This window comes from Bacillus sp. FSL M8-0063 (assembly GCF_038005545.1).
GTDB lineage: Bacteria > Bacillota > Bacilli > Bacillales > Bacillaceae_G > Bacillus_A > Bacillus_A wiedmannii.
Genome location: NZ_JBBOTJ010000003.1, coordinates 1 through 23,711, shown reverse-complemented (window position 1 = coordinate 23,711; position 23,711 = coordinate 1). Strand labels below are relative to the sequence as shown.

The 23,711-nt window shown below is 31.1% G+C and carries 15 protein-coding genes, 3 pseudogenes and 2 riboswitches; of the genes and pseudogenes, 10 read left to right on the top strand and 8 right to left on the bottom strand.

Annotated features, from left to right (window positions below):
• The first annotated feature begins 70 nt into the window (after nucleotides 1–70).
• From MKX31_RS26600 to MKX31_RS26580, 5 genes are all read left to right on the top strand, one after another.
• Nucleotides 71–2,155, top strand: coding sequence for an alpha-amylase family glycosyl hydrolase (locus MKX31_RS26600; RefSeq protein WP_222655415.1), 2,085 nt, complete (start codon nucleotides 71–73; stop codon nucleotides 2,153–2,155).
• A 172-nt stretch (nucleotides 2,156–2,327) separates the two neighbouring features.
• Entirely contained in the window at nucleotides 2,328–3,650 is a 1,323-nt protein-coding gene (locus MKX31_RS26595; RefSeq protein WP_154131532.1) for an alpha/beta hydrolase, read from the top strand.
• 28 nt (nucleotides 3,651–3,678) lie between these two features.
• Nucleotides 3,679–4,767 carry a hypothetical protein gene (locus MKX31_RS26590; protein WP_222655540.1) on the top strand — a complete coding sequence of 363 codons (1,089 nt, stop codon included), beginning with the start codon at nucleotides 3,679–3,681 and terminating at the stop codon, nucleotides 4,765–4,767.
• Between the two features lie 167 nt (nucleotides 4,768–4,934).
• Nucleotides 4,935–5,252: a hypothetical protein gene (locus tag MKX31_RS26585; RefSeq protein ID WP_064474063.1), complete on the top strand. Its 318-nt coding sequence runs from the start codon at nucleotides 4,935–4,937 to the stop codon at nucleotides 5,250–5,252.
• A gap of 38 nt (nucleotides 5,253–5,290) precedes the next feature.
• Nucleotides 5,291–6,643: an ANL family adenylate-forming protein gene (locus MKX31_RS26580; protein WP_061530405.1), complete on the top strand. Its 1,353-nt coding sequence runs from the start codon at nucleotides 5,291–5,293 to the stop codon at nucleotides 6,641–6,643.
• 438 nt (nucleotides 6,644–7,081) lie between these two features.
• Here the strand turns inward: MKX31_RS26580 and MKX31_RS26575 are convergent, their stop codons facing one another.
• Nucleotides 7,082–7,843: a hydralysin-2 gene (locus MKX31_RS26575; RefSeq protein WP_222655413.1), complete on the bottom strand. Its 762-nt coding sequence runs from the start codon at nucleotides 7,841–7,843 to the stop codon at nucleotides 7,082–7,084.
• 528 nt (nucleotides 7,844–8,371) lie between these two features.
• Here MKX31_RS26575 and MKX31_RS26570 point away from each other — a divergent pair.
• Both MKX31_RS26570 and xerS read left to right on the top strand, forming a co-directional pair.
• Nucleotides 8,372–8,473: pseudogene (locus tag MKX31_RS26570) on the top strand (DUF4879 domain-containing protein); the annotation flags it as partial.
• Between the two features lie 1,076 nt (nucleotides 8,474–9,549).
• Nucleotides 9,550–10,626, top strand: a complete 1,077-nt coding sequence (xerS, locus tag MKX31_RS26565) for a tyrosine recombinase XerS (RefSeq protein ID WP_340981709.1) — start codon at nucleotides 9,550–9,552, stop codon at nucleotides 10,624–10,626.
• A 179-nt stretch (nucleotides 10,627–10,805) separates the two neighbouring features.
• Here the strand turns inward: xerS and MKX31_RS26560 are convergent, their stop codons facing one another.
• Both MKX31_RS26560 and mgtE read right to left on the bottom strand, forming a co-directional pair.
• The gene (locus tag MKX31_RS26560; protein ID WP_222655412.1) at nucleotides 10,806–11,900 is read right to left on the bottom strand and encodes a phosphodiester glycosidase family protein; all 1,095 of its coding nucleotides are present in this window, start codon (nucleotides 11,898–11,900) and stop codon (nucleotides 10,806–10,808) included.
• Nucleotides 11,901–12,058: 158 nt separating this feature from the next.
• Nucleotides 12,059–13,387: a magnesium transporter gene (mgtE, locus tag MKX31_RS26555; protein WP_098103237.1), complete on the bottom strand. Its 1,329-nt coding sequence runs from the start codon at nucleotides 13,385–13,387 to the stop codon at nucleotides 12,059–12,061.
• Nucleotides 13,388–13,666: 279 nt separating this feature from the next.
• Nucleotides 13,667–13,834: riboswitch (M-box (ykoK) riboswitch) on the bottom strand.
• 507 nt (nucleotides 13,835–14,341) lie between these two features.
• A riboswitch (M-box (ykoK) riboswitch) is annotated at nucleotides 14,342–14,518 on the top strand.
• A 185-nt stretch (nucleotides 14,519–14,703) separates the two neighbouring features.
• Here mgtE and MKX31_RS26550 point away from each other — a divergent pair.
• Nucleotides 14,704–15,821 (top strand): annotated as a pseudogene (locus tag MKX31_RS26550) (FtsW/RodA/SpoVE family cell cycle protein).
• 221 nt (nucleotides 15,822–16,042) lie between these two features.
• Here the strand turns inward: MKX31_RS26550 and MKX31_RS26545 are convergent.
• Complete coding sequence (locus tag MKX31_RS26545) at nucleotides 16,043–17,080, bottom strand: serine hydrolase domain-containing protein (RefSeq protein WP_340981708.1); 1,038 nt, start codon at nucleotides 17,078–17,080, stop codon at nucleotides 16,043–16,045.
• A gap of 246 nt (nucleotides 17,081–17,326) precedes the next feature.
• Between MKX31_RS26545 and MKX31_RS26540 the strand changes: the two are divergent.
• Nucleotides 17,327–17,806, top strand: a pseudogene (locus MKX31_RS26540) (FAD-dependent monooxygenase); the annotation flags it as partial.
• 237 nt (nucleotides 17,807–18,043) lie between these two features.
• Here the strand turns inward: MKX31_RS26540 and MKX31_RS26535 are convergent.
• The 3 genes from MKX31_RS26535 to MKX31_RS26525 all read right to left on the bottom strand — a co-directional run bounded on the left by MKX31_RS26535 (nucleotide 18,044) and on the right by MKX31_RS26525 (nucleotide 21,467).
• On the bottom strand, nucleotides 18,044–19,786 hold the full coding sequence (locus MKX31_RS26535) for a methyl-accepting chemotaxis protein (protein ID WP_340981707.1): 1,743 nt from the start codon (nucleotides 19,784–19,786) through the stop codon (nucleotides 18,044–18,046).
• Between the two features lie 221 nt (nucleotides 19,787–20,007).
• Nucleotides 20,008–20,829, bottom strand: coding sequence for a peptidoglycan-N-acetylglucosamine deacetylase (locus tag MKX31_RS26530; protein WP_340981706.1), 822 nt, complete (start codon nucleotides 20,827–20,829; stop codon nucleotides 20,008–20,010).
• A gap of 134 nt (nucleotides 20,830–20,963) precedes the next feature.
• The gene (locus MKX31_RS26525; protein WP_000833556.1) at nucleotides 20,964–21,467 is read right to left on the bottom strand and encodes a DUF3902 family protein; all 504 of its coding nucleotides are present in this window, start codon (nucleotides 21,465–21,467) and stop codon (nucleotides 20,964–20,966) included.
• 658 nt (nucleotides 21,468–22,125) lie between these two features.
• On the opposite strand from MKX31_RS26525, the gene MKX31_RS26520 reads away from it, so the two are divergent.
• Nucleotides 22,126–22,680 carry a helix-turn-helix domain-containing protein gene (locus tag MKX31_RS26520; protein WP_001059762.1) on the top strand — a complete coding sequence of 185 codons (555 nt, stop codon included), beginning with the start codon at nucleotides 22,126–22,128 and terminating at the stop codon, nucleotides 22,678–22,680.
• 148 nt (nucleotides 22,681–22,828) lie between these two features.
• Here the strand turns inward: MKX31_RS26520 and MKX31_RS26515 are convergent.
• Nucleotides 22,829–23,711 (bottom strand): N-acetylglucosaminidase (locus MKX31_RS26515; RefSeq protein WP_340981705.1); only part of this gene is annotated, 883 nt, incomplete at its 5' end.

Sequence of the window (23,711 nt, the reverse complement as noted above, 5' to 3'; positions counted from 1 at the left end):
GTACTTAAGGGTAGGGTGCTGAATGTTTGAAAATAGCTGATTAATACTTCTATAGGATGGAGGTTGTCATTTGAAAGAAAAAGATAGGCTTAAATTTAGTAGGAGTAGTGTGAATTTTTCTAAAGATATAATATATCAAATTGTAACTGACAGATTTCTTAATGGATGTCCATCATATAACCCAAAAGGAGAGTTATACGATGAATCTAGGAGAAATAAAAAGAAATACTTTGGTGGGGATTGGATAGGGATTATTGAAAAATTAAATGCAAATTATTTTACTGAACTAGGTGTGACGTCTCTATGGATATCTCAACCGGTAGAAAATATCTTTACACCAATAAATGATTTGGTAGGAAGTACTTCATATCATGGGTATTGGGCTCGTGATTTTAAAAGAACAAATCCTTTTTTTGGGACATTTGAAGACTTCCAAACATTAATCAAAACTGCTCATGCAAAAGACATAAAAGTTATTATGGATTTTGCGCCGAATCATACCTCACCTGCATTACACGATGATGCGACCTATGCTGAAAATGGTAGATTATATGATGATGGATTATTACTTGGTGGATACGATAATGATTACAATCATTATTTTCATCATAATGGTGGGACGGATTTTGAAGAATATGAAGATGGAGTTTATCGTAATTTATTTGATCTTGCAGATCTAAATCATCAAAATATCGTTATTGATTTGTATTTTAAAGAAGCTATTAAACTATGGTTAGATCAAGGAATAGATGGCATACGGGTTGATGCAGTGAAACATATGTCATACGGCTGGCAAAAAAGTTGGCTAAATTCAATCTATAATCATAGGCCAGTATTTATTTTTGGTGAATGGTATATAAATCCGAATGAGTATGATCATAGAAATATTAACTTTGCAAATAATAGTGGTATGAGTTTGTTAGATTTTAGTTTTGCTCATAAAGTACGTGAAGTTTTTCGAGATGGAATTGATTCCATTTATGGTTTACACAAAATGATTGAAGAAACATATCAAATTTATAATGATGCGAACAATCTTGTTACTTTTATTGACAATCATGATATGGATCGTTTTCACATGAAGGAACAAAGTAAACGTGGAGTAGAACAATCATTAGTATTTTTATTAACTTCAAGGGGGATCCCTTCTATATACTACGGTACAGAACAGTATATGGTTGGGAATGGAGATCCGAATAATCGTGGTCAAATGGAATCTTTTAATGTAAATACAGACAATTTTAAGATAATACAAGCTTTATCTTCGTTACGTAGATTAAATAATGCACTTCCATATGGAACTACTAAGGAACGGTATATAACAGATGATCTCTATGTATATGAAAGATGCTTTGGCGGTGATGTGGTATTAATAGCTTTGAATCGAAATTTAACAGAAGGGTATGAAATAAAAGGTGTTAAAACAGCACTTCCTTCTAGAAAGTATAAAGATATATTAGAGGGCCTTTTAGATGGTGAGGTAATTACGGTTGAGAATAATAGTATAAATTCATTATGGCTCGGACCAGGATCAGTACATGTTTGGCACCATAAAGGAGTAAATAGTTTACCTTTAATAGGAACTGTGGGACATAAAATGACTACAGTTGGTCAAATAATTTGTATTGATGGATGTGGTTTTACTTCTAAAAAAGGATCTGTATTTTTTGAGGAAGAAGAGGCGGAAGTGATTTCATGGTCACATACTAGTATTCAAGTGAAAATTCCAGTGGTGAACGACGGTAAATATGGAATTACTGTTGTAACAGATAAAGGAACTAGAAGTAATATCTATAAACATGTGGAGGTCTTAAATAAAAAACAAGTTTGTATTCGATTTGTTATTGAAAACGGATATGAAATACCCGAGAGTGAAGTTTTTATAATGGGGAATACATATTCATTAGGGGATATGAACCCTTGCAAAGCAGTAGGGCCATTTTTTAACCAAATCATGTATCAATTTCCTATTGGTTATTTTGATATATGTGTTCCAGCAGATACCCTGCTTGAATTTAAATTTATTAGAAGGGTAAATAAAACACTACATATTGAAGGGGGAGAGAATCATAGATACCAGACACCAAAGTTTGGAACAGGTGAGGTTGTGGTAAAATGGCAAACCGCAGAAAAATCTATCTTGGTTGAGATTTAATGATATGAATCTACTTGCTATTAAAAATATTAATTTATATCCATGAGCTATTTCGTTTTGAGGGTTAAATCAGAAATTTATACTAAAGATTTCTAGAGTATAGCTTTGGAGTTTAAAAAATCCGTGTTGAACTGTATGAAGAGAAGTGAAAAAAACAATTTTGGAGGTTGCTATGGTACAAGCTTCTAAAGTGATTACTATTGAAGATTTTTACTCTGAAACACTAGAAAATAGTAGGAAATTATTTGTATATTTACCACCTGGTTACGAAAAGCATTCACAGGAAAGGTATCCTGTATTATATATGCATGCCGGGCAACGTCTATTTGAGCCTTTAATAAAAAATGATGAATCTTGGAATGTCCACAAGACAGCTGATGAGCTAATTCTTGAAGGGAAAATTCAAAAAATAATAATTGTAGGTATAGCACATAAAAGAATTATAGAGAACAATGAGTTTTGCCATTTTATTTCACCAGATAAACATATAAAATGCTCAGGTTTATTATATGAAAAATTTATAATCAATGAGGTGAAACCTTATATCGATGATAATTTCAGAACAATGTCTGACGCTAAAAATACTGCTTTAATAGGTTCTTCAGCAGGAGGTTTATCAACTTATAATATCGGTTTCCGTAACCCTAAAGTGTTTGGGAAAATAGGGATGATATCTCCATTCTTTGTGAAAGTCGAAGATGACCATTCAGAATTAAAATTATATGAGATGTATAAAGGGAAAAAAGACTTGAAAGTTTGGATGGATATAGGTAGTGCAGAAGGCTTTTTCTTGGTGAAACATGTAAGAGATATTGCAGAAACTTTATTAAAAAATGGTTATAAATATAGAGATAATTTAATTTTTTATCAGGATCCAAATGGTGCTCATTTTGAAAAAGACTGGGGAGATCGTATGCATCTTCCATTAATATATTTCTTTGGAGATATAGGGAATATAGTTAATGTTACCTTAGATGGGCGAGATGAAGTTGGATTAACTGGAATGAAGGTGAAAATTAATCCAATTATGACGTACGATAGTGGCTTTAAAATGAGTGATTTAGATGGTGTGTTTTTAGTCAATAACCCAGATGTATTAGAGGTTATGAATGATGGAACGATTATACCCAAAAAAATAGGAGAAGCCGAAGTCACCTTTGTAACACAAGGTGTGAAGGGAATACCAAAAAAATATAAGGTAATAGAAACATTATCAGAATTTGTAGATGTTTCCGTAACAGTCGAAGTACCTGAAAATACACCAGCTGGTGAACGAATTTATATGAGTGTAGGAATGATACTAGATAGAATAGAAAAAAATCGTTTTGCTGGGAACTTTACAGTGCCTAGGGATCTTGCATGCAAGTTTAAGTTTTCAAGAGGCTTTAGGCTCTTTGAAGTGGATAAATTTGGACAACCTATTCAAAATAGGAAATTTAAAGCTACTAAGGACTTACAGTTAAATTATACTGTCGAGAACTGGATAGGACTATAAAAATTAAAAGTGTGGGGTGAGTGCTGCAGTGAAAATGAAGGAATTAACACCAACCTTTGATGTTCCTTATTATTATTCATGTTATATACCAATTCTTCACGATAAATTAAAAAGTATGGGTAGTATTAGTTACTTGAGCTTAATAGCAAATGAAGAATTATATAGCATACCATCTTACCGTGTGGATACTACCACATCTGCACCTTCTGTAGCTAGATATACACAGTTGTTAGAATATAATCAAACATTTCGCATGGAGAAAAATGTGTATTCTGATTTTGGAAATGGTCTTCAATTTATAAAAGAATGTCTGAATCGTCAAGAAGTTTTTATTGCCTTAGGAAGTACATTTTTTCTACCTTATAGTAATGATTATTTGAATCCAAAATTTATAAAGAGTCATATAGATATCCATACGGATAAGTATGTTACAGACCACTACTTAGCGATTAACAAACTTACAGAAGATAGTGTATTTGTTCAAGATCCTGTCCCTAATAAATATATGGGAGAGATATCACTTGAGGAGTTTCATTCTTTTTGGAAAGGTGGAAGAGGTATACCTGAATTGGTTCAGGCAAAAGGAATAGAAAGAATCTCATCTTACTCCTCAATTAATGTGATTATAGAGACAAAAATAAACCTAGAAAATATTAGAGATATTTTTTTGAGAACATTACAAAAGATATCGAGTGAGTATATTAGAGGTTTAGTTATGAGAAAAAACAATAAGATATATTATTTTGGCAAGACTGCAGCACTTGAACTTAAAGAAAATATAAATACCGATTTTCATAAGCAACGAAACATGTTTCCTTTGTATTTAAAATGTTTATTTGATATGAGATGGAGTAGATATTTTTTATATGACTTACTTATAGATATGAATGATTTATTTAAAGATAAATTTATGCATCTTGCTAGTGACTTAATGGATATAAAGCAATCATGGGAAAGACTGTATAAGATTGCACATATTAAATTATTAAAAAAAGATAGTAACTTAAGTGATCTTGAATCTTTTAATTTGATAATGATGGATGTTATTACTAGAGAGAGTGTATTACACGAGAATATTTTATTTCTTCTGCAACATAATTATAGTCTCCAGTCTTGATAGAGAAGAGATAATTGAGAAGTAAAGTAAGGGAACTACTATGTGTATACTTATGTATCTTAGTAGTAGATGAAAACGTGTATCTAGTGTTCATGTTAAACACTTCTACAGGTGTTGGAAGGAAATCTTCATAGTAAAAAATGATTTATAAAAAGGAGTGCATTTACTTGGAAAATACTAATAAAGAAAAGATTATTCAAATCGTATTGTGCTGTGTTGAAGAAGTGAATGAAAATCTTGAAAATAAAATTGATCTTGAAAAAGGCTTGAAAGCACATCTTTATGATTGGGAAGGGTATTTAGATTCGTTGGGACTGGTATCTTTGCTGGTAAGTATTGAACAAGGCTTAGAAGATGAATTGGGTTTATCCGTTGATTTGGTTAATTTAGATACAATGTCACAACATAATAGCCCATTTAAAACAATAGATACATTAGTTGCGTATATCATACAATCCCAGGAAACATTAAAATCACTAACATAGCAAAATAATAAAGGATAAAACTTAAAAGGAGGTTGGGTATGCATATTGATTTTTTATTAGAAAGGTTTGAACTGAACAAAGAATGCGAAGCTATTGTTTGGGAGGATAAAACTTACACGTATGAGTGGTTACTAAATCAAACAAAGATTTATACTAGGGAGTTAAATGAACATAGAAAGATGGAGTATAAAATAGTCTCTTTAGAAGCGGACTATTCTCCATATTCCATAGCAATGTTTTTAGCACTTATTGAATTAGGATGTACAGTAGTACCAATCTTAAATTCCTTGGTTGACAGCAAGAAGAAAGAATACTATGAAATAGTTGAATTAGAAAAAGTAATTAAAGTTGAAAGTGGATGTTTTGAAATCATTAATATGCAAAGAGATTACATTCAAAATGAATTATTATTACAACTGAAAAAGTTAAAACATCCAGGATTAGTATTGTTTTCATCTGGCACAACTGGACGCAGTAAAGCAATTGTACATGACTTTACGTTACTTCAAAAGAAGTACAGCGTTGCAAGAAGTGCAAAGCGGGTTATACCATTTATGTTATTTGATCATATTGGAGGAGTTAATACGCTCTTCCAAATTCTTTCTAGCCTAGGGTGTTTGGTAATTATAGATGATCGTACCCCTAATCAAGTATGTAATATGATTGAGAAACATCAAGTGCAAGCTTTACCCGCATCACCAACTTTTATAAATTTACTTATACTGAGTGAAGTTTATAAAAAGTATAAATTAAATAGTTTGCAGACTATTTCTTATGGATCAGAAGTTATGCCGGAGGCTACATTAAATAAAATAAACGAAATTTTCCCTCACATTAAAATTATACAAATGTATGGCTTGTCAGAATTGGGGGTTTTATATTCACAATCTAAATCGAATGATTCTTTGTGGATCAAACTAAGCGATGGGAATATTGAGACAAGAGTTGTGGATGGAATGTTGCAGGTTAAATCAGTGTCTACGATGATTGGTTATATTAATGCTCCAAGCCCATTTACCATAGATGGCTGGCTTATGACAGGCGATATGGTGGAAGTAGACGGAGATTATATTAAAATCTTAGGAAGAAAATCAGAGCTTATAAATATTGGCGGAGAAAAAGTATTTCCAGCTGAAGTTGAAAATGTAATACAGCTAATGAGTGGAGTAGAAGAGGTCGCCGTAGTTGGTGAAAAAAATGTAATCACGGGGCAAATGGTTAAGGCTGTTGTTAAATTGAATACGAATGAAACTGTAAGTGAATTTAGAAAGCGATTGAGAGAGTTCTGTAAAGATAAACTACCAGTATATAAGATTCCACAGAAAGTGGTTCTAACAACTGAGAAAATGCATACAGATAGGTTTAAAAAAAACAAGAAAGTATTTATGTAATTATAGTTTTTATAATAGGGAGAGGTCGCCTTAGATTAAAATACAAATAAAAAAGTACTTCTATTTAAGTTCTTTTAATTTAGGAAATAGATTGGCCTGACTTACGTCTGGGATATGTTATCTTATCCTTTTTCGAATTGGCTTGTTTTTAATTTAATTACAAGTTTCGCATAAATAAGCTTCTCCTTAACACAAATAATGAAGTGTTGGGGAGAAGCTTTATTTTTGTTAGTGTACTTATAAAGTTTGCTGTTGTTTAGTTTTATGATTTAGTAGTAATTTATCTAAGGAAATAGATTGGATGTTAGTTAGTACAAAAATAAAGATACAGCTAATAATAACTCAAATTCAAACCCTCCTATAAATCCTTTATTGAATTTTATGGTAATAATCGGTCCAGCCAAAAGTATAGAAAATAAGGTTGAAATGCATTGGTTTTTATTTTCCAACTTTTGGTTTAATGAAATAAGGTTCGACTTCTCCATTTTGTATTTGAATATCCTGAATTGCTGTATTATTAATAGAACCTTTAATGGATCCAAATGTTTTATTTAGGATGTGACCAGCGCTTTTGAATCCAACATAATGCCCACGGACCATCCGTGGAAAACATGCACCAAACATACCGTGTACCGATATAATTGATTGAAAATGTAGAATTTCTGTAATTAATGTGCCGATTGTTGTTATCTTCATCTTACTATTTGGAGGTACTTTAATAGAACGCTCAATGGAAGGAGAGGTAATGATTGATTTTGAATTACTTTCTCCCACAAAAGTTGAAATATTAAATTTGTTACCGGATTGAAATTCACCTGACATGATAAAATCTGATGTTAAAGTTAAACCTGTAGTAGATACCGAAGTCCAAGATTGAATATTGGCCCATTGCTCTTTTATTGAGACTACAATTTCTGCTTCTTCATTATTAGCATTAAATACAAATTGTTCCCCTAGGCTTACTTCATTCTTTGAAGGCTCTTCAATATTGCGAAATATAAAAGGGCCAAGCATTTTATAACAAGCGTGACCATAACGTTCAGTAATTGCAGGCTTATTATGAATTGGAAACGTCTCATTATTTACTGCGATTTCATCAGGAAGTATTCCATAAAAATCTTTAAACGCGTCCATTATGGAATCTGTAGTTGAATCTAATGAATCTAGATCTGAAAAAGATAATTTTTCTTGTATAATCATACTAATACTCCTTACTTATCCGTGATTTTATTTGTTTGATCGTGGTGGAAAAGCAATTGAAATATGAGGAGAAGATAAACTAATAGTTTGACAGATACAATAAATAATCACTATTGAGAATAAATTCCATTTTTTACTGCAGGATTCCTATCAATAAATACTCGTTAGAAATTTATAAATATTTAATTGAATTTTAGGAAAATAGAAGGCTATAATTAATAAATCTAACTAATAAATATTAGAGTTAATTCAGACTTTCTAGGGGATATTAGTTGAATAAAGAATACCATTAACTAGTTTACTCTATATCTCTGTTTAAATTTTAACTATGATGATTCAAAATCAAATAATCTTTATGCTTTAGATACACAACATGGTAGATTTGAAATACTTAATAAAAAAGGAAAACGGGAGAAGTAGACTTCAATTTAAACTCAACAAAACCAGCGGACAAATCTGGGGACATGGTTTGAAAATGGGTTAAGAAAGGATTCATTTATGAATGAATTAGTAAAAAAAGCAATACAATATTTTACCACAAAAGAAATGGAATAGGGTCAAAACCCATTTGTAAAAATGAATGGATCCACTTTAATTGGCGGAAAACCAATCGTTGGTTGGTATCATAAGTGAAATGTAGATTTGAAATAAAATTGTACCACTTATAAAAAATATGATGTTTTGAATAAAGTTGTCATGTTTATATAAAAAATTTTATAGATAAGTTTAAAAAAAGAGTGAAACTCGTCTCAAAATGAAAAGAATACTTATCTTATTGAGATAAGAGGAAAATTTTGTAGCTATATTTTAAAATCTGCATTTGAATGAAACTAAACTGAATGTTTACCTAAAGAAAGTACAATAAAAAAACCTTGGATGCAAAAGAACTAAAGGAAACACTCTCTATCGACATCACGCACTATTAAGTTTTGAGTACAACACAAGCTATTTAGTCTTAAGGGGTTAAAGTTAACTGTTTTTATTAAAGTGTATTTACATGATAGCTATAGCCTATAAGCAACCATGTAATCAATATAATATGTATAGGTGAATGTATCTGAAACTAAAAGATATTCATACTGATGAAAGGGAATGATGCATTTTATTGAATTAACATAAGAGTATTATAAAAAAAGTAAAAAAGTAAAGACCTTATAACTTCGCACGAAATACCAATTTTACGAACAATAAGATGTATTAATAAAACTCTAATACAGTATTTAGGAATTTCGAGCTCATTAGCATGAATCTCCCTATATTGGCATGTGTCCATATAATTCATATTTTATATAGAAATTATCAAATACTAAATTACTCATTGCAAAATTTTTATAGTAAATTACATTTAAATTTATAAAAGTTTTTCTTATGTTGATCTATTTAACTCCTTATAATCATGATTAAATTAACCAATTCGTATTTAATAACAACTGTTAAAAATTTTTCGTGTATTCATTTTGTATGAATTTATATATGAAAATTGTTTTATTTTGTACACCTGTGAATGTGATTTTTATAGCTTAATACAGATTTATCACATGCATATCTATAATTTTATTAGAATGACTACACTATCCTTATTTAATTTTGAGTATATTTTAGTAACCCATAATTTAATTATGTAAATAAGTCTGTGTAAAAATTGAATTTAACGCGAACTTGTGTTCGTAACTTTTTTCTGTTATAGTATTTATGAGGTGATTTTTATGGATTACAGCAAGCAACGTCAAAAATCCGTACATCGTAAAAAATTATACGAAAATTTAAATGAAATGCCCTTTTACATAGAAGAATTTGTGGAGTATAAAGTATTGCATGATGCCTCTCCCTCCACCCTACTGAATTATGTATATGATTTTAGAGTCTTCTTTAATTGGCTATTATCTGAACAAATTATTGAATTTAAGCCCATTAAAGACGTATCTTTCTCTGATTTGGAGAATTTAAAGAAAAAAGATGTCGAGAACTTTATGAGGTTTCTAAAACTACAACAAAACATGCAGAATTCCTCTGTTAACAGAAAAATTTCGGCCTTAAAATCTTTATTTAAGTACCTCACCTCCCTATCAGAGAATGAAGATGGAGAATGCTATTTTTATAGAAATGTAATGGCTAAAATTGAAATACATAAAGATAAAGAAACATTAAATGCTCGTGCAAAACGTATGAGGTCTAAAATATTCCATAATGATGATGATCAAGAATTTCTGGATTATGTTAAGTACGAACATGAAAAATCTTTAACAAAACATCAGTTATTCTATTTCTTAAGAGATAAGGAGCGTGATGTAGCTATTCTTTCCCTCTTTCTTGGTAGTGGTATTCGTGTAAGTGAATTGGCCGATCTCCGCATGGAAGATATAAACTTAAAAGAAAGACTAATTGATGTAATCCGAAAGGGAAACAAAGAAGATTCCGTTTGGATTACCCCCATTGCATTAAATGATATTGAAAAATATATAGAAACTAGAGATAACAAATACGCTCCAGGGAAAGAATTAAAGAATGTGTTTCTATCAAAGTATAAACATACTGCACAGCCTCTTTCAGTTAGGGCTATTCAGGATATAGTAGAAAAATATACTAAGGCTTATGGAAAAAGAATGTCTCCTCATAAATTACGACATACATTGGCAAATAAGTTATATATGGAAGAAAAAGACTCGTTACAAGTGATGCAGCAGCTTGGGCATACCAGTCAAGATACAGCTCTGTTATATACTCAACTTGGAGAAACAACTATTAAAGATAGTTTAGGAAGAATAGGAAAAAATAAAGAATAAGGTTTTAGCAATTTTGTATTGCTGAACTCTTATTCTTTTTCTTACCCCAAAAAAGGGTTTACATATTATATATATTTAGCTTGAAATGTAGTTTTATTGTATAAAAAATACATAATATAAATTTTACATTAATTGGTTTATAAAAACACTTCATATTTACATTTGCTTCTTATTACTATTTAATGAGATATAATATTTGTATCAAACTTATCCAATGTTTCGGAATTTACTTTTTCTCCATCTATCGTCATATTTATTTTCTGTTTCGGATTTGCTGTTACCACCCAAGCATTTGGTAAATAACGATCTTCATGTGATAATGTAGAAGGTGAATTTATAACCCTGCCTCCTAAATATATAGTAGCAGAGGATCCTCCATCCATTGCCATTGCATTTATTGCTCCTTTTTCATATAGAATATCTTGACACTCTTTTAACGTAGCTCCTATGCTATGTGTTTGTCTACCATCTATTACTAGAAACATAATTGTACCATCTTCTTTTTGGGCCATAATACTTCGCGGAGCAGAACCCCAACCACCGTCTCCTTCTGTAATCATTTTTTCACCATTTACAATTAACTGTGGCATAAATCCTGCTGCTGAAACGACTTGTTTATCCAAAAGTTGTCGGGTAGAATAATTTCCTGTTATCATATGCCCAAACTTTGTTAAACCCGTAATAATTGTAGGGGTATTAATATCCATATTCGTATCAATAGCTTTCCCATTTTCTATTACTATTCCAGTTGCAACATTTCCTCCACCCCTTCCTGTTTCATCAGCAAATCCACTTGCATTCACAGCAACAAGTGCATGATTACGTTTTGCCATTACACTAATTTTTTCTCCCCTGTTAGCACCCTGTGTTCCTTGATGGCTAACAAGTTTAACATTGAAAGGATTACTAATAGTGACTAACTTTCCTTCGAATAGAAAGCGACTATCTTTATTACTTTTAATTGTTTCTACATCAATTTCTAATGGCTGACTTTTTAATTCTTCTAATCTTTTTCCTACTATTTTTTTATAAATATGCTCATCACTGTTTGACCATTTCGGATGATTAATTCTATCTTGCAGTTTATCTAGTTCCTTTTGGGATAGGAGTGTATATTTCGCATATTGTGGATGCTGAGAAGTTAGTATACTCCCAGCGATTGTTATACGAAGCTCTCGGCCATAGCTAGTACCAAATAATATTCCTATGCCAATAATCATTAAAATAGAAAATAGAAGCAAGATTCTTTTGAAGATTTTTCTTAGATGTTTCATAGTTTTATCCTCCAGCATTCATTACATTCAATAAATCCATTAAAATATTATTTATCTAAAGACAAAAGTGCTTGATTTTCTCATTACTAAATTTCCCACTATATTTTAGTAATCAAGGCAAAATACTTATTCCGCATTTGTTTTTTTTCAGTGTATATTTACAAATGTAATAACGTTTTTGCAACCATGAAATAAATTACTAATCCTGTTCCGTCAACAAATGTTGTAATAAATGGACCTGAAACAACTGCAGGATCCAGTTTTAATTTTCTTAGAATTAAAGGTAAAACAGCTGCAACAAGAGAGGCCCAAATAACAATAAATAATAAAGTGATTGCTACAACTTGTGCAACTTCTGTTCCAACACCTAACATATAAGCACGAGTGAGTCCAGCTACCGCAAGTGCAAGTCCAAGAAGCATACCAATTGCAAGTTCCTTTTTCATTACACGGAAAATGTCTTTAAATTTCACCTCTCCAATACCAATTGCACGAGTAATTGTTGCTACAACCTGTGTTCCTGTATTCCCTCCAGTACCTACTAATAATGGAACAAAGAAAGCAAGGGCAACTACAGTTTCAATTTCGTCTTCAAAATACTTTAATACTGTACCTGTATATGCCTCAGCAACAAAAAGAAGTAATAACCATGGTAGACGTTTTAAGAAAATGCTCCAAATGCTAGCTTCAAAGTAAGATTGATTTAATGGTTCACTTCCGCCTAACTTTTGAATATCTTCTGTAGCTTCTGCTTCCATAACATTCATTACGTCATCAAATGTTATAATACCAATCATTTTATTATTTGCTGTTGTGACAGGTATTGCTGCTAAATTATAATTCAGTAGCTTTTTTACAACTTCTTGCTGATTAATTTCAGCTTGTACTGAAATTACCTCTTGAATCATGATAGTAGATAATATCTCTTCATCTGGTGCTAGTAATAACTCATGTATGGAAACGATTCCCTTAAGATAACCGTGATTATCAAGAACATAACTATAAGATATTGATTCTACATTTTTAGAATGTTCCCTAATGTACTTCAATGTCATTTTTACTGACCAATTTCCTCTAACTGCAACAAAATCACTTGTTACAAGACTTCCCGCCGTTTCAGGTTTGAAAGTCATCAATTTTTTCACGTTATGTTTTGTAATTTTATCTAGATACGCCATTAATTTAGCCTGTTTTTCCGGATGAACCGCTAGAAGTAAATCTACTAATTCATCAATCGGTTGTAAATTTAGCAACTTTTTGGCTTTATTTTCAGATAAGTGAATTAAGATATTATATTTTTCTTCTGCACTCATATATTGAAAAATTTTAGAGCTTTTTAATACAGGTATTGTATTTAGCAATATGACTTGATCTTCAATTGAAAACTGTTTTACTTCTTGCGCAATATCATACGACGGATGACGTAAAACTTTCTCTGCATCCACGTTATTTTTGGTTATAAGTAATTCCTTTAATAATTTCTTCATGTTAACTCCTCCTCATATTGCTAAGGGAGACTCTAGAGTTTCATGAGTGGTTTTGTTTTATTTTATCTGTCTTAAATTTTTTATTAGAGCAATAATAGTTACATTGCAATCAATTCATTAGTTAGAATTACCTCCTTTTTGAATATAGACAAGATAAAAACAAATAAAATTAAACAGAAAAACCTTTACTCAAAAAGGAGTAAAGGTTTTTTCACAATACAAATAAATGATTATTAAGACCGCCCTGCCAAAATCACAGAGGTGCCTTTCTATCAAATCGTATACCACTCCCTCGTTGAGTTTTAGCACTGTATAGCATAGGTTTTTATAACCAGCTACATTAAGAAGGGCCTTAATCCGACCGTTCCTGTTGACCCATTGGCGTCTCTCGACATTTTTGGGCAGCAGCGTTTCTCTATACAGGAGCCTCACCTAACAAAGATTATTGAATTACTTCAAAATTTAAACCAGAATTTAATATTTGTCAACTCACTTTCAATTCTATTCTTAAAAACTTTTTTATAGAAAATGAAAATATATCTATCACAAATTTAAAATTGCACTAAAAAACATAGAATTCATTCGAAGAAACGTTAAAAAACATATGAAATTTCGTATATGAAACTTATTGTTTATAATTAATCTTTAACTTTATAGCAAAAGATAAATGATTAGTCATTCTGTACTTTAAAAGAACATTCTTAAAAAAATCTTCTTTTATGATTAAAATCTTCTTTACTGTTTATCAAATTTATATGGTTAAACTACTTAATCAAACTATATACTACAAGTCGAAAATATGTACTTATACGGAATGATTACATACATTTTCTCACATCATTTCTCAAAGGATTATAAAGCAATAAAACATATAAAATTAGCAATACGGTTACTTGACAAGAAAAAAATATATATTTATGCTTGCTACACGAAACAAATACATAAAATTTATATTGCTTAACCTGTTAGGTGAGGCTCCTATGCAAACACAGGCTATTGCCCAAAAATGTCGAAAGACGCCAATGGGTAGAACAGGAATTGTCGGATTAAGGCTCTTCTTAAGATAGCTAAGTGATGAATTTTCATTACTTTACGTTGTATAGTGCCAAAGCTCTACTAGGGGGAAAAAGCCTTATTTAGTCATGCCATTTTGAATCCCCCTAGTTATATACTAGGGGGATTTTTACGTAAGAAAACAGGGTGTAAGCGATAGAATCTGCCTAAACAAAAATCCTGTTAAGTAATTGACGAGAAAAAGGTTTAATGGATTAGCAAATGTAATATTATGTTTTGTTTTAAATTAGGAGGATATTAAAATGAAAAAAATATTAAAACTCGATTATCTATTGCTCCTCCCTCTACTCATAACATGTACCTTAGGTATTATCATGATGTATAGTGCGAGTTCCATTGTCGCTGTCCAGCATTACGGTTATAACAGTAGACACTTTATTGATTCTCAATTAACAAAGCTAATTTTAGGAACAATAGGGTTAATAGTTTGTGCCATACTCCCATATGAAATATGGAAAAAACGAATAGTCTCTATTTGTATTATGGTTGGGGGGATTTTTTTATTAATTATGGTTTTATGGAAAGGAAAAGTGGTAAATAATGCTCAATCATGGATCTTTGGAATACAGCCAGCTGAATTTCTTAAATTAGGAACAATACTCGTAACAGCCCGTTTTTTTGCATTACGACAAGAACAAGCTAAAAATAGCTGGAGTGGTAGTGGAAAACTTTTATTGTTTTTAGCTACAATTTTTTTTCTTATCTTTAAACAACCAAATTTAGGATCAGCACTTTTAATAATAGGTATAGGTTTTAGCATATTTTTTTGCTCAGGAATAAATATAAATCTACTAATCAAAAGAACTACCATCGGTTCTATTTTGGGATTACCTATTTCATATTTTTTAATTCAATATAGTTTGTCAGAAGTTCAAAAGACACGTATTACTACGATTTTCAATCCCTTTGTTGATGCACAAGGAAATGGATACCAGCTTGTAAATTCTTTTATTGCCATTGGCTCTGGAGGAATTATTGGTCGTGGATTTGGAAATAGCATACAAAAACAGGTTATCTTCCAGAACCACATACTGATTTTATAATGGCAATAGTTTCTGAAGAACTAGGATTTATTGGTGTATTTATTCTATTGGCTGGTGTTTTGACTATAGTACTTCGCTCTTTAAAAATAGCACAATTATGTGTAGATCCATTCGCCAGTTTTATAGCAATTGGTATAGGGTGTATGATTGGTATGCAATCCGTTGTAAATTTAGGTGGTATTACAGGACTATTTCCTCTTACGGGTACTCCATTTCCGTTTATAAGTTTTGGTGGAAGTTCTTTAATGGTCAATTTAATAGCAATAGGAATATTGCTTAATATTTCAATTTTCAATAAAATTAAGTTTGATAATTAGAATATTTAGTTTTAAAATTATAAAATTCCACCCTATTAATTAATCTATATTCAAAGAATTTCTAATTAATTTTTTACTGTATGAATGCTAATATTTATATTTATTTCAATACCTAAAAAGGCAAGCATAAATTTATGCTTGCCTTCCGTTCTCAAAATTGATTACACCTAAAACAACGTGGGATAAAGCAAATTTAAATACTGACTTCTACCCTCTATTTTTTACTTTTCTAAAACAATTTCTGCTATTTCATTAGCATATTTTTTAGAATCAAATCCATCATAGTTACTTAGGACTATAACAGACAAATATTCTTGTGGAAACCGCATGAAGTGTGAACGATAACCCGCCCAACTTCCTGAATGTTCCAAGTACCGACAGTTAAAACCTTCAGCAAGCCTTAGTCCAAAAGCATAATCTTCATTGTCAATAATCGTCTGCCCAGTTGGGGGAATTTTTGGACCTATTTCGCTCATTCTTTTAACAAGTTCTTTTCCACCAACGGTACCTGTAGTTAAATTTTCTCCCCACTTTATCAGGTCTTCAACTGTTGCATGAACTGCCCCATCCCCTGTATGTTCCCAAGGACTTTCATAGACCATATATGCTCCTTGTTCATTCTTTGAATACCCTCTAGCAATTGATATAGTAGTTGGGTAGCAATCCACAATTGTTGTGTCTTTCATATGTAAAGGATCAAAAATACGATCCTTTGTAAACTGACGTAGAGACTTGCCGCTTACCTTCTCTACCACTTGTGATAATAAAAAATATCCTGTATTGCTATACTCAAATTTTGTACCAGCTGCGAACCTTGCAATTTGATGACCATTAAGGTGGTTTAGCGATTCTTCCACAGTTAATGTATCAGTAAATTTAATAGTTGCTGTTTCAGCCAATTCCATATAATCAACTAGTCCACCAGTATGATGAATTAGATGTCTTAATGTTACATGTTCAGCATATGTTCCAATAAAAGGGATGAACCTCACAATTGAATCATCTAAACTCAATCTTCTCTCTTGTTCTAAGAGTAATATAGAAAATGCTGTGAATTGTTTAGAAACTGAGGCAATGTTAAAAATATTCTTTGTGGTTATAGGTAAATTTTCCTCTATAGAAGCTAAGCCAACCGCACCTTTATAAGTTACCCCGCTATCAAAACTAGCAATATATGCACAGCCAGGAGCTTTTGGTGAAAACTTGTTAAATAATTGTTTAATCAATGTATGTGTCTTTTCATTATATGAATTAACCATCTCAATCTCGTACCCCTTCCATTAAATAATTAAAAATAGATTACCCTATTATCTTTCTCATATTGAATCCAATTAACCTTCGTATCGAATGTTTGATATAGGGAATATCTCAAATTACCCCCACTTTAGTTTCCAGGGAAACTAAAGTGGGGTATAATTATATCTGTACAATAGATATCGTTTACAAATCCATTGTGCAAAATCTTGTCTTAGCTCTTAATTACGTAAAAAAATGGAAGGCATGACATGGAAATTTATTATGATGTAGCGGTAGTTGGCGGTGGTCCGGTTGGACTTATGACAGCATGTGAATTAGCTATTCAAGATGTAAAAGTTGTGGTTTTAGTGAGAAGATTAAATCGGATAAGAAATTCTAGAGCACTCATACTTCATCCCCGCTCCTTAGAATTAATGGCTATGAGAGGTATTGAAAATCGCTTTTTATCCAGAGGGAAGAAATTAGATACAAGCCATTTTGCTGCCCTAGATACAAGATTAAACTTTAAAAATTTAGATACCGATTTTCCATATACGCTTTTTATTCCCTAATCTATTATAGAAGAAATATTAGAAGAGCGTGCGTTAGAATTAGGTGTAGACATTAAACATGGTCATACTTTAAAAGATTTAAAACAGTATGAAACATTCGTACAATTAGAAATAGAACAAGGAAAAACAATATATATAATAGAAGTTCCATATGTAGTAAGCGCTGATGGCGCAAGAATATATTAATAAATATTTATATATAAACATAAGGATTCATATATTATATTAATTAAAAACTTATATTTAAAAGACATTTACTTACTCTAATTCATAAGTAAATGTCTTTTGATTAAAAAATAGTTATTTCTATTAATAACTCCGAGTGGGAAATCCAACAATATAATTAACTATTTAAATTTAACTGTTAACCAGACTTAAAAATTGCCCTATTTTAATAGCAATTTTTTATTTTTCTTACATTATATTTGATTGCTCTTTGTCTTGCTTCTCGATAGTAAATTTTGAAACTAATTCTGACAATGCTTCTACTTTTTCTTTTATTTTGTTCGATTGATTCGATATCTCCTCGATTGATGCTGCTTGTGATTGGATAGACTGTACAGTTTGAGTTGTTTCCTTAGCTACTTGCGTGGCAGTTTCAGAAACACTAGACATAGAGGCATTGACTTCTTCTGTACCCGCAGACATTTCTTCTGTCGCTGCAGATACTTCTTGAATTTGACTAGCGATTTTATTAATATCCGACATAATAGATGAGAATGCTTGATCTGCTTTATTAGCTGTTTCTTTTCCTTCTGAAGCTTTTTGTTGGCCTTTTTGCATTGCAGCAACTGTATCTTTGGTATCTTGTTGAATGGCTTGTATTAAATGATTGATTTCATATGCAGATGTTTTAGACTGCTCAGCTAAATTTCCTACTTCCGTAACCACTACTGCAAATCCTTTTCCGTTTTCTCCAGCACGTGCAGCTTCAATTGAGGCGTTCAAGGCAAGAAGATTTGTTTGTTCTGCAATATTAGTGATTGCATCCAGAGCTTTATCAATTTGCTGCGTACGTGTAACAAGTCTCTCTATTACTTTGGATGTTTCTTCAACAACCTCATGAATACTATTCATTTGAAGTATAGATTGTTTTATTACTTCACTACCAGAATTGACTTGTTCTGTTGTTGTGACAGCCACTTCTGTAACCGTTGCTGAAGATTCAGCTACTGTTTGAACGCCAGTCGCAATTTCTTCCATTGATGAGGAACTTTCTTGAATACTAGTAACTTGTCCTTCTATTTTTTTATCGACCTCAGATATAGTTTGGACAACCTCTCTTGATATATGAGATGCTCGTTTAGTATCTTGCAACATCCCATTGGTAGAAGAAATAACCTCTTGTGTTGTGTTTTTTACTTCTCCAATTAATTTTTGCAAGTTATCCAGCATACTATTAAAAGACTTCACAATGCTTCCCAATTCATTATTTGATTTATAAGAAGTACGTATCGTTAAGTCACCTTCAGATACTCGCTCCATATCCCTTTGTAATAATACAATTGGTTGTTTAATCGCACTTTTAATGATATAGCCAATAAAAATAACGATTGCGATTGCTATAATGGAGATACTAACAAACAGCATCATGGTATTTGTTGCACTGTCAGTATTATTTTTTTGTAATTGATCTGCATTATTATTATTAAATTGGATAAGTTCACGAATTGACTGAATTGACTTTTTCATATTGGGATCAACCTCTTTTAGGTAATAAGCATATGCTTCTTCATTATTAGATTGTCCCAAATCTTGCACTTTTTTCAGTTGTGTTCTTAAGTCTTTAAATATTGTATAAAATGTGTTATACAATTCCTTTTCTCTATTAGAACTAACTCTTGTCTCAAACTTCTTTAATAACTGATCAGTTTCTGTACGAGCTACATCTATTTCTGTTAAAAGTTCTTTTATTCGTTTTTCATCTTTTGATAGGATTGTTTCTTTTACATTCATATTGATAAGATAAAAATTAGACTCTATAGCTCCTATCCACTGAATTGGTAATAAACTATCTTCATACATAGTAGTAGAAGCATGTTCCCCTTTTTTAAGGCCCCAAAATCCTAGTATAGATAATATTATACAAGAGACACTTGCTATAACTACCATTACGTTTAGTGTTGTTCCAATTTTACTGTTTTTTAAAAACGACAATTAAATCCACCTCATTGTTATATATTGATTAAATAATTAGATGTATAAAAATAAAATACACTTAATTACTTGTATACATTGAAAATACTATAATTTAACTTAAATAATAAATATAAATGGTTAAAAGAGCGTGTTGTTATATATTTAGGTCAACGCGCTCTTACATATATTTAAACCCTATATCATTTTCTTATTCTATTCATTTAACTCATAAAGCCTTTTTATATTTGGTTATCATGCCAGAAGTTTATTGAAAAATGATTATTCTCATCATAAGCTTCAAATTCATAACCTTTTTCTTTTAATCCCTTTATAATTGCTGGAACTGCCGAGACAGATTGTGGATGAATATCATGCATTAAAATAATTTCTTTTGAAGACGTCGCACCTGCTAAGACATTTTGAACAATTTTTGCGGCTGCTACATCAACGGGTAATTTATTGTATTTCCAATCTAAAGAATCAATTGTCCAATCCCATACTTTTAAATTATTTCCGACCACTTCATTTCGAAGTGATTCATTTAACCCGGGCATTGATCCATATGGTGGGCGTGTTAATTTCGGTGAGTTTCCAATAACATTTCTAATTAAAGATTGATCCTCTTTCATTTCCTTAACATATTGCTGATTGGTGTATAGCTTTTTAAAATCATGTGTCATACTATGCATGCCCACATAATGGTTCTCTACATGCTCTCGTTTCACTAAATCTGGGAACCTTTTCACATTGTCGCCAATTAAAAAGAATGTTGCTTTCACATTATTTCTTTTTAATATATCTAATAGGTTAGCTGTATATTTTCCTGGTCCATCATCAAATGTTAAATATGCAACTTTTCTTTCTTTACCATCAAAACGAGTAGGTATCAATTTTTTCAATTCATTTTTAGGTAGACTGCTCACTTGTTGAACACGGTTTACTTCTTCTGCATTTACCAGCTTAGGATTTGTAATAGATTGAAACATGTAATACCCTATTGCTACTAATGTAATAGCCAACAATACACTTATAATTCTTTTTTTCTTAAGTTTAATTTTCATATTATAATCTTCTTTCTATCCTATTATTTCACTTTATGTTGTTTAGTTATATTATCCTATTAGCTTATAAAGTTCTTTAACTTAACCAATGTCAATTTTGGATTACTTATTTTAATAATCTATATAGGTAAAAATTAGTGTCCTGCACTAGCATTCATGCCATTTCCTATGATAGTTAGAACCAAAGGATATAATACTGGTCCTAGGGTAAGGAAAATGTTCGAAATTACAATAAATGTATATAACAGGCTGTAATTTTGACTATTTTGATGTACAAATACTAGGATAACTAATGTTATTATAGTAATGAAATGTAGTGATAACATTATCAACCAATAATACATCATTATAGTAAGATTCGCCTTTCCTAATAGTTGGCATGTTATCCCTATTATTATTCCTAATACTGTAGCATTAAAGGAAATAAATAAAATCCTTTTTAGTATTCTAGGAAATGTTTTGTGATCCACCGTTTTATTATATAAGCCTATTAAAATGCCCAAAGATAGATATGCCAGTAATAGCCCTATCCAATCCCAGATCCAATCTTGACCTCCTATTAAAGTAAACAAAAGCGAAATGACGCCTCCTACTGCAAGAATCAAGGAGATCATAATGTTAGTTAAAGCTGATTTCATAATGTTTTCACTTCCTAAAAAATTTTATAATAAAGCATTGGTGTTTACTCATATGTTTTCATTTACTTATTAGAAATTCTTTTTAATTAACTGAGAATCTGTTTGATAGTATTCTTCCATTAATTTTTTTGGAATTATACTTCCTCCTGTTCCCTATACAATTTGTGTACCTTGATTCAATTTATGTTTTAAATCATTATTTTGTAAATAGTCTCTCCCCCCTTTATGCAATTTAATAAGTCTAATCATTCCTGCTAATGCTGATGGTTCTAGCTAAATATCCTCTTTACCCACTATTTCTTTTAATAGCTTATATAAATGATTATTACCAACTGTATATGCTCCACTTAAAAATGGTTCTATTGCTTTCCCTACAAACCCAGATGCTATTCCAAGTGCCAGTCCATCCGCTATTGCATTATTGTCAATCCCAAAATCTTATACAAAAATTCAATCATATAATCAGGTCATCATACTTATAGTTCACATTGAAGAATAAGTATCAATCATGTCTCGTCTTATTTACTATTCTCACAACTATGCAGGTGCTTGAAAATTAATCATACTTTATTATAATTAAGTATATTAACAACATGTTTAGTATAAGTGAATAAAATTAATTTTAATTTTATTTACTTATTTAAAGGGGATTACGCATATGAACAATATTAATATCGGTGAAAAAATTATGGTATTTAGAAAAGGTGCCGGATTAACTAGTAAACGGTTAGCTGAATTAGCTGATATAACACCTTCCATGTTAAGTCAGATTGAGAAAGGAATCACGAATCCATCCTTACAAACACTAAAACTAATTTCTGCAGCATTAAATATTGCTTTATTTAATTTTTTCTTAGAAGATACCAATACAGAAGAATTAGTTGTAAGAGCTAATCAAAGAAAAAAAATAACTTTCCCTGAAAGCGGCAATGTTTCGTATGAGTTATTATCACCTAATTTAGAAGGATCACTGGAATTAGCTTTAATGAATCTGTTGCCTCAAACCGCTTCTTCTATGGAGCCTATGGCACATAAAGGTGAAGAAATAGCATTTGTTATGGAAGGACAAGTAAAACTATATCTAAATGATGAGGTTTTACTTCTTAATCCAGGTGATAGTGTGAAAATCCCACCATACGCAAAACATAAATGGGAAAACACTTCTTTACACAAAGTCACTGTTATATTTGGAGTAACCCCACCATCTTTTTAATTTCAAGTAATACCGCAAAAAAGTTAGAGAAAATAATTCTCTAACTTTTTTGTATACATAACTATATTTAATAAAGTAAAAAACTTGTCTTATAATTATATGTCATTTAATTCTAAACGATTATGAGTAGTGAAAGAGACCTTTCTAATTACATACTTAATTTACTTTTTAATGTCCAGTATTTTTCTCCAGTAGCTTCAAAAGAGAATTCTACCCATCCATTTGGATCTTCACGATAAATAAAGATGTTTGTTCCAGGAGTTACTGTACCGACTTTATTTTCCTCGACTGCAACATCTGATTTACTTTTAATTTTTAAATGAAATGGATAAGGTACTTGGTAATAAGCAGTTGATGATACCACATTTGCTGTTGTCCCATCTTCATACATGTTATACGGAATGTTATTAGATAACGCTTCAACATCTAATGTTTCAGGATTCTTTGGTAATTTTTTTGCAGATGTATAGTCTTCCACACGGAACGGTTTAATACGTTCCATAATATTTGCAATTTTTCCAGCCCACCCTTTATCAGATGCATATTTTACGTTCATACCAACTAACGTTGGTCCGTTATAATGCATACCATCTTCTTCTAAATATCTTTCTCGCACATAATTGGCATTATAAGCAATACTGTCGCTGTATGTTGGTAAATATTTTGCATATTTAAACGGATCCTTATCATACGCACGTAACCCAAATAAATTGTGTTTTTGATATGCGATTTCTGATTTTCCATATCCAGACTCTAAAATTGCATGTGCTGCTAAATACTGTGCATTGACACCGTATTGATTTTGCGCATTAATAAAATCTTGCCCATGGCCAACTAACGGACTATCTGAATGGTATTTTGCAATAAAACTATCAATCTCTTGGGCTGTAATTTTTGAAGCCACTGTTAAATTTAAATCTTCATATGACGTAGCAGTAATGATTTCGTTTCCTTCTAAACCATCGTTTTGATTTTTTTGCAGCACATCAGTTTTAGCAGTAAGTTGAACAGCTTCGGCGCGTGTTATAGAC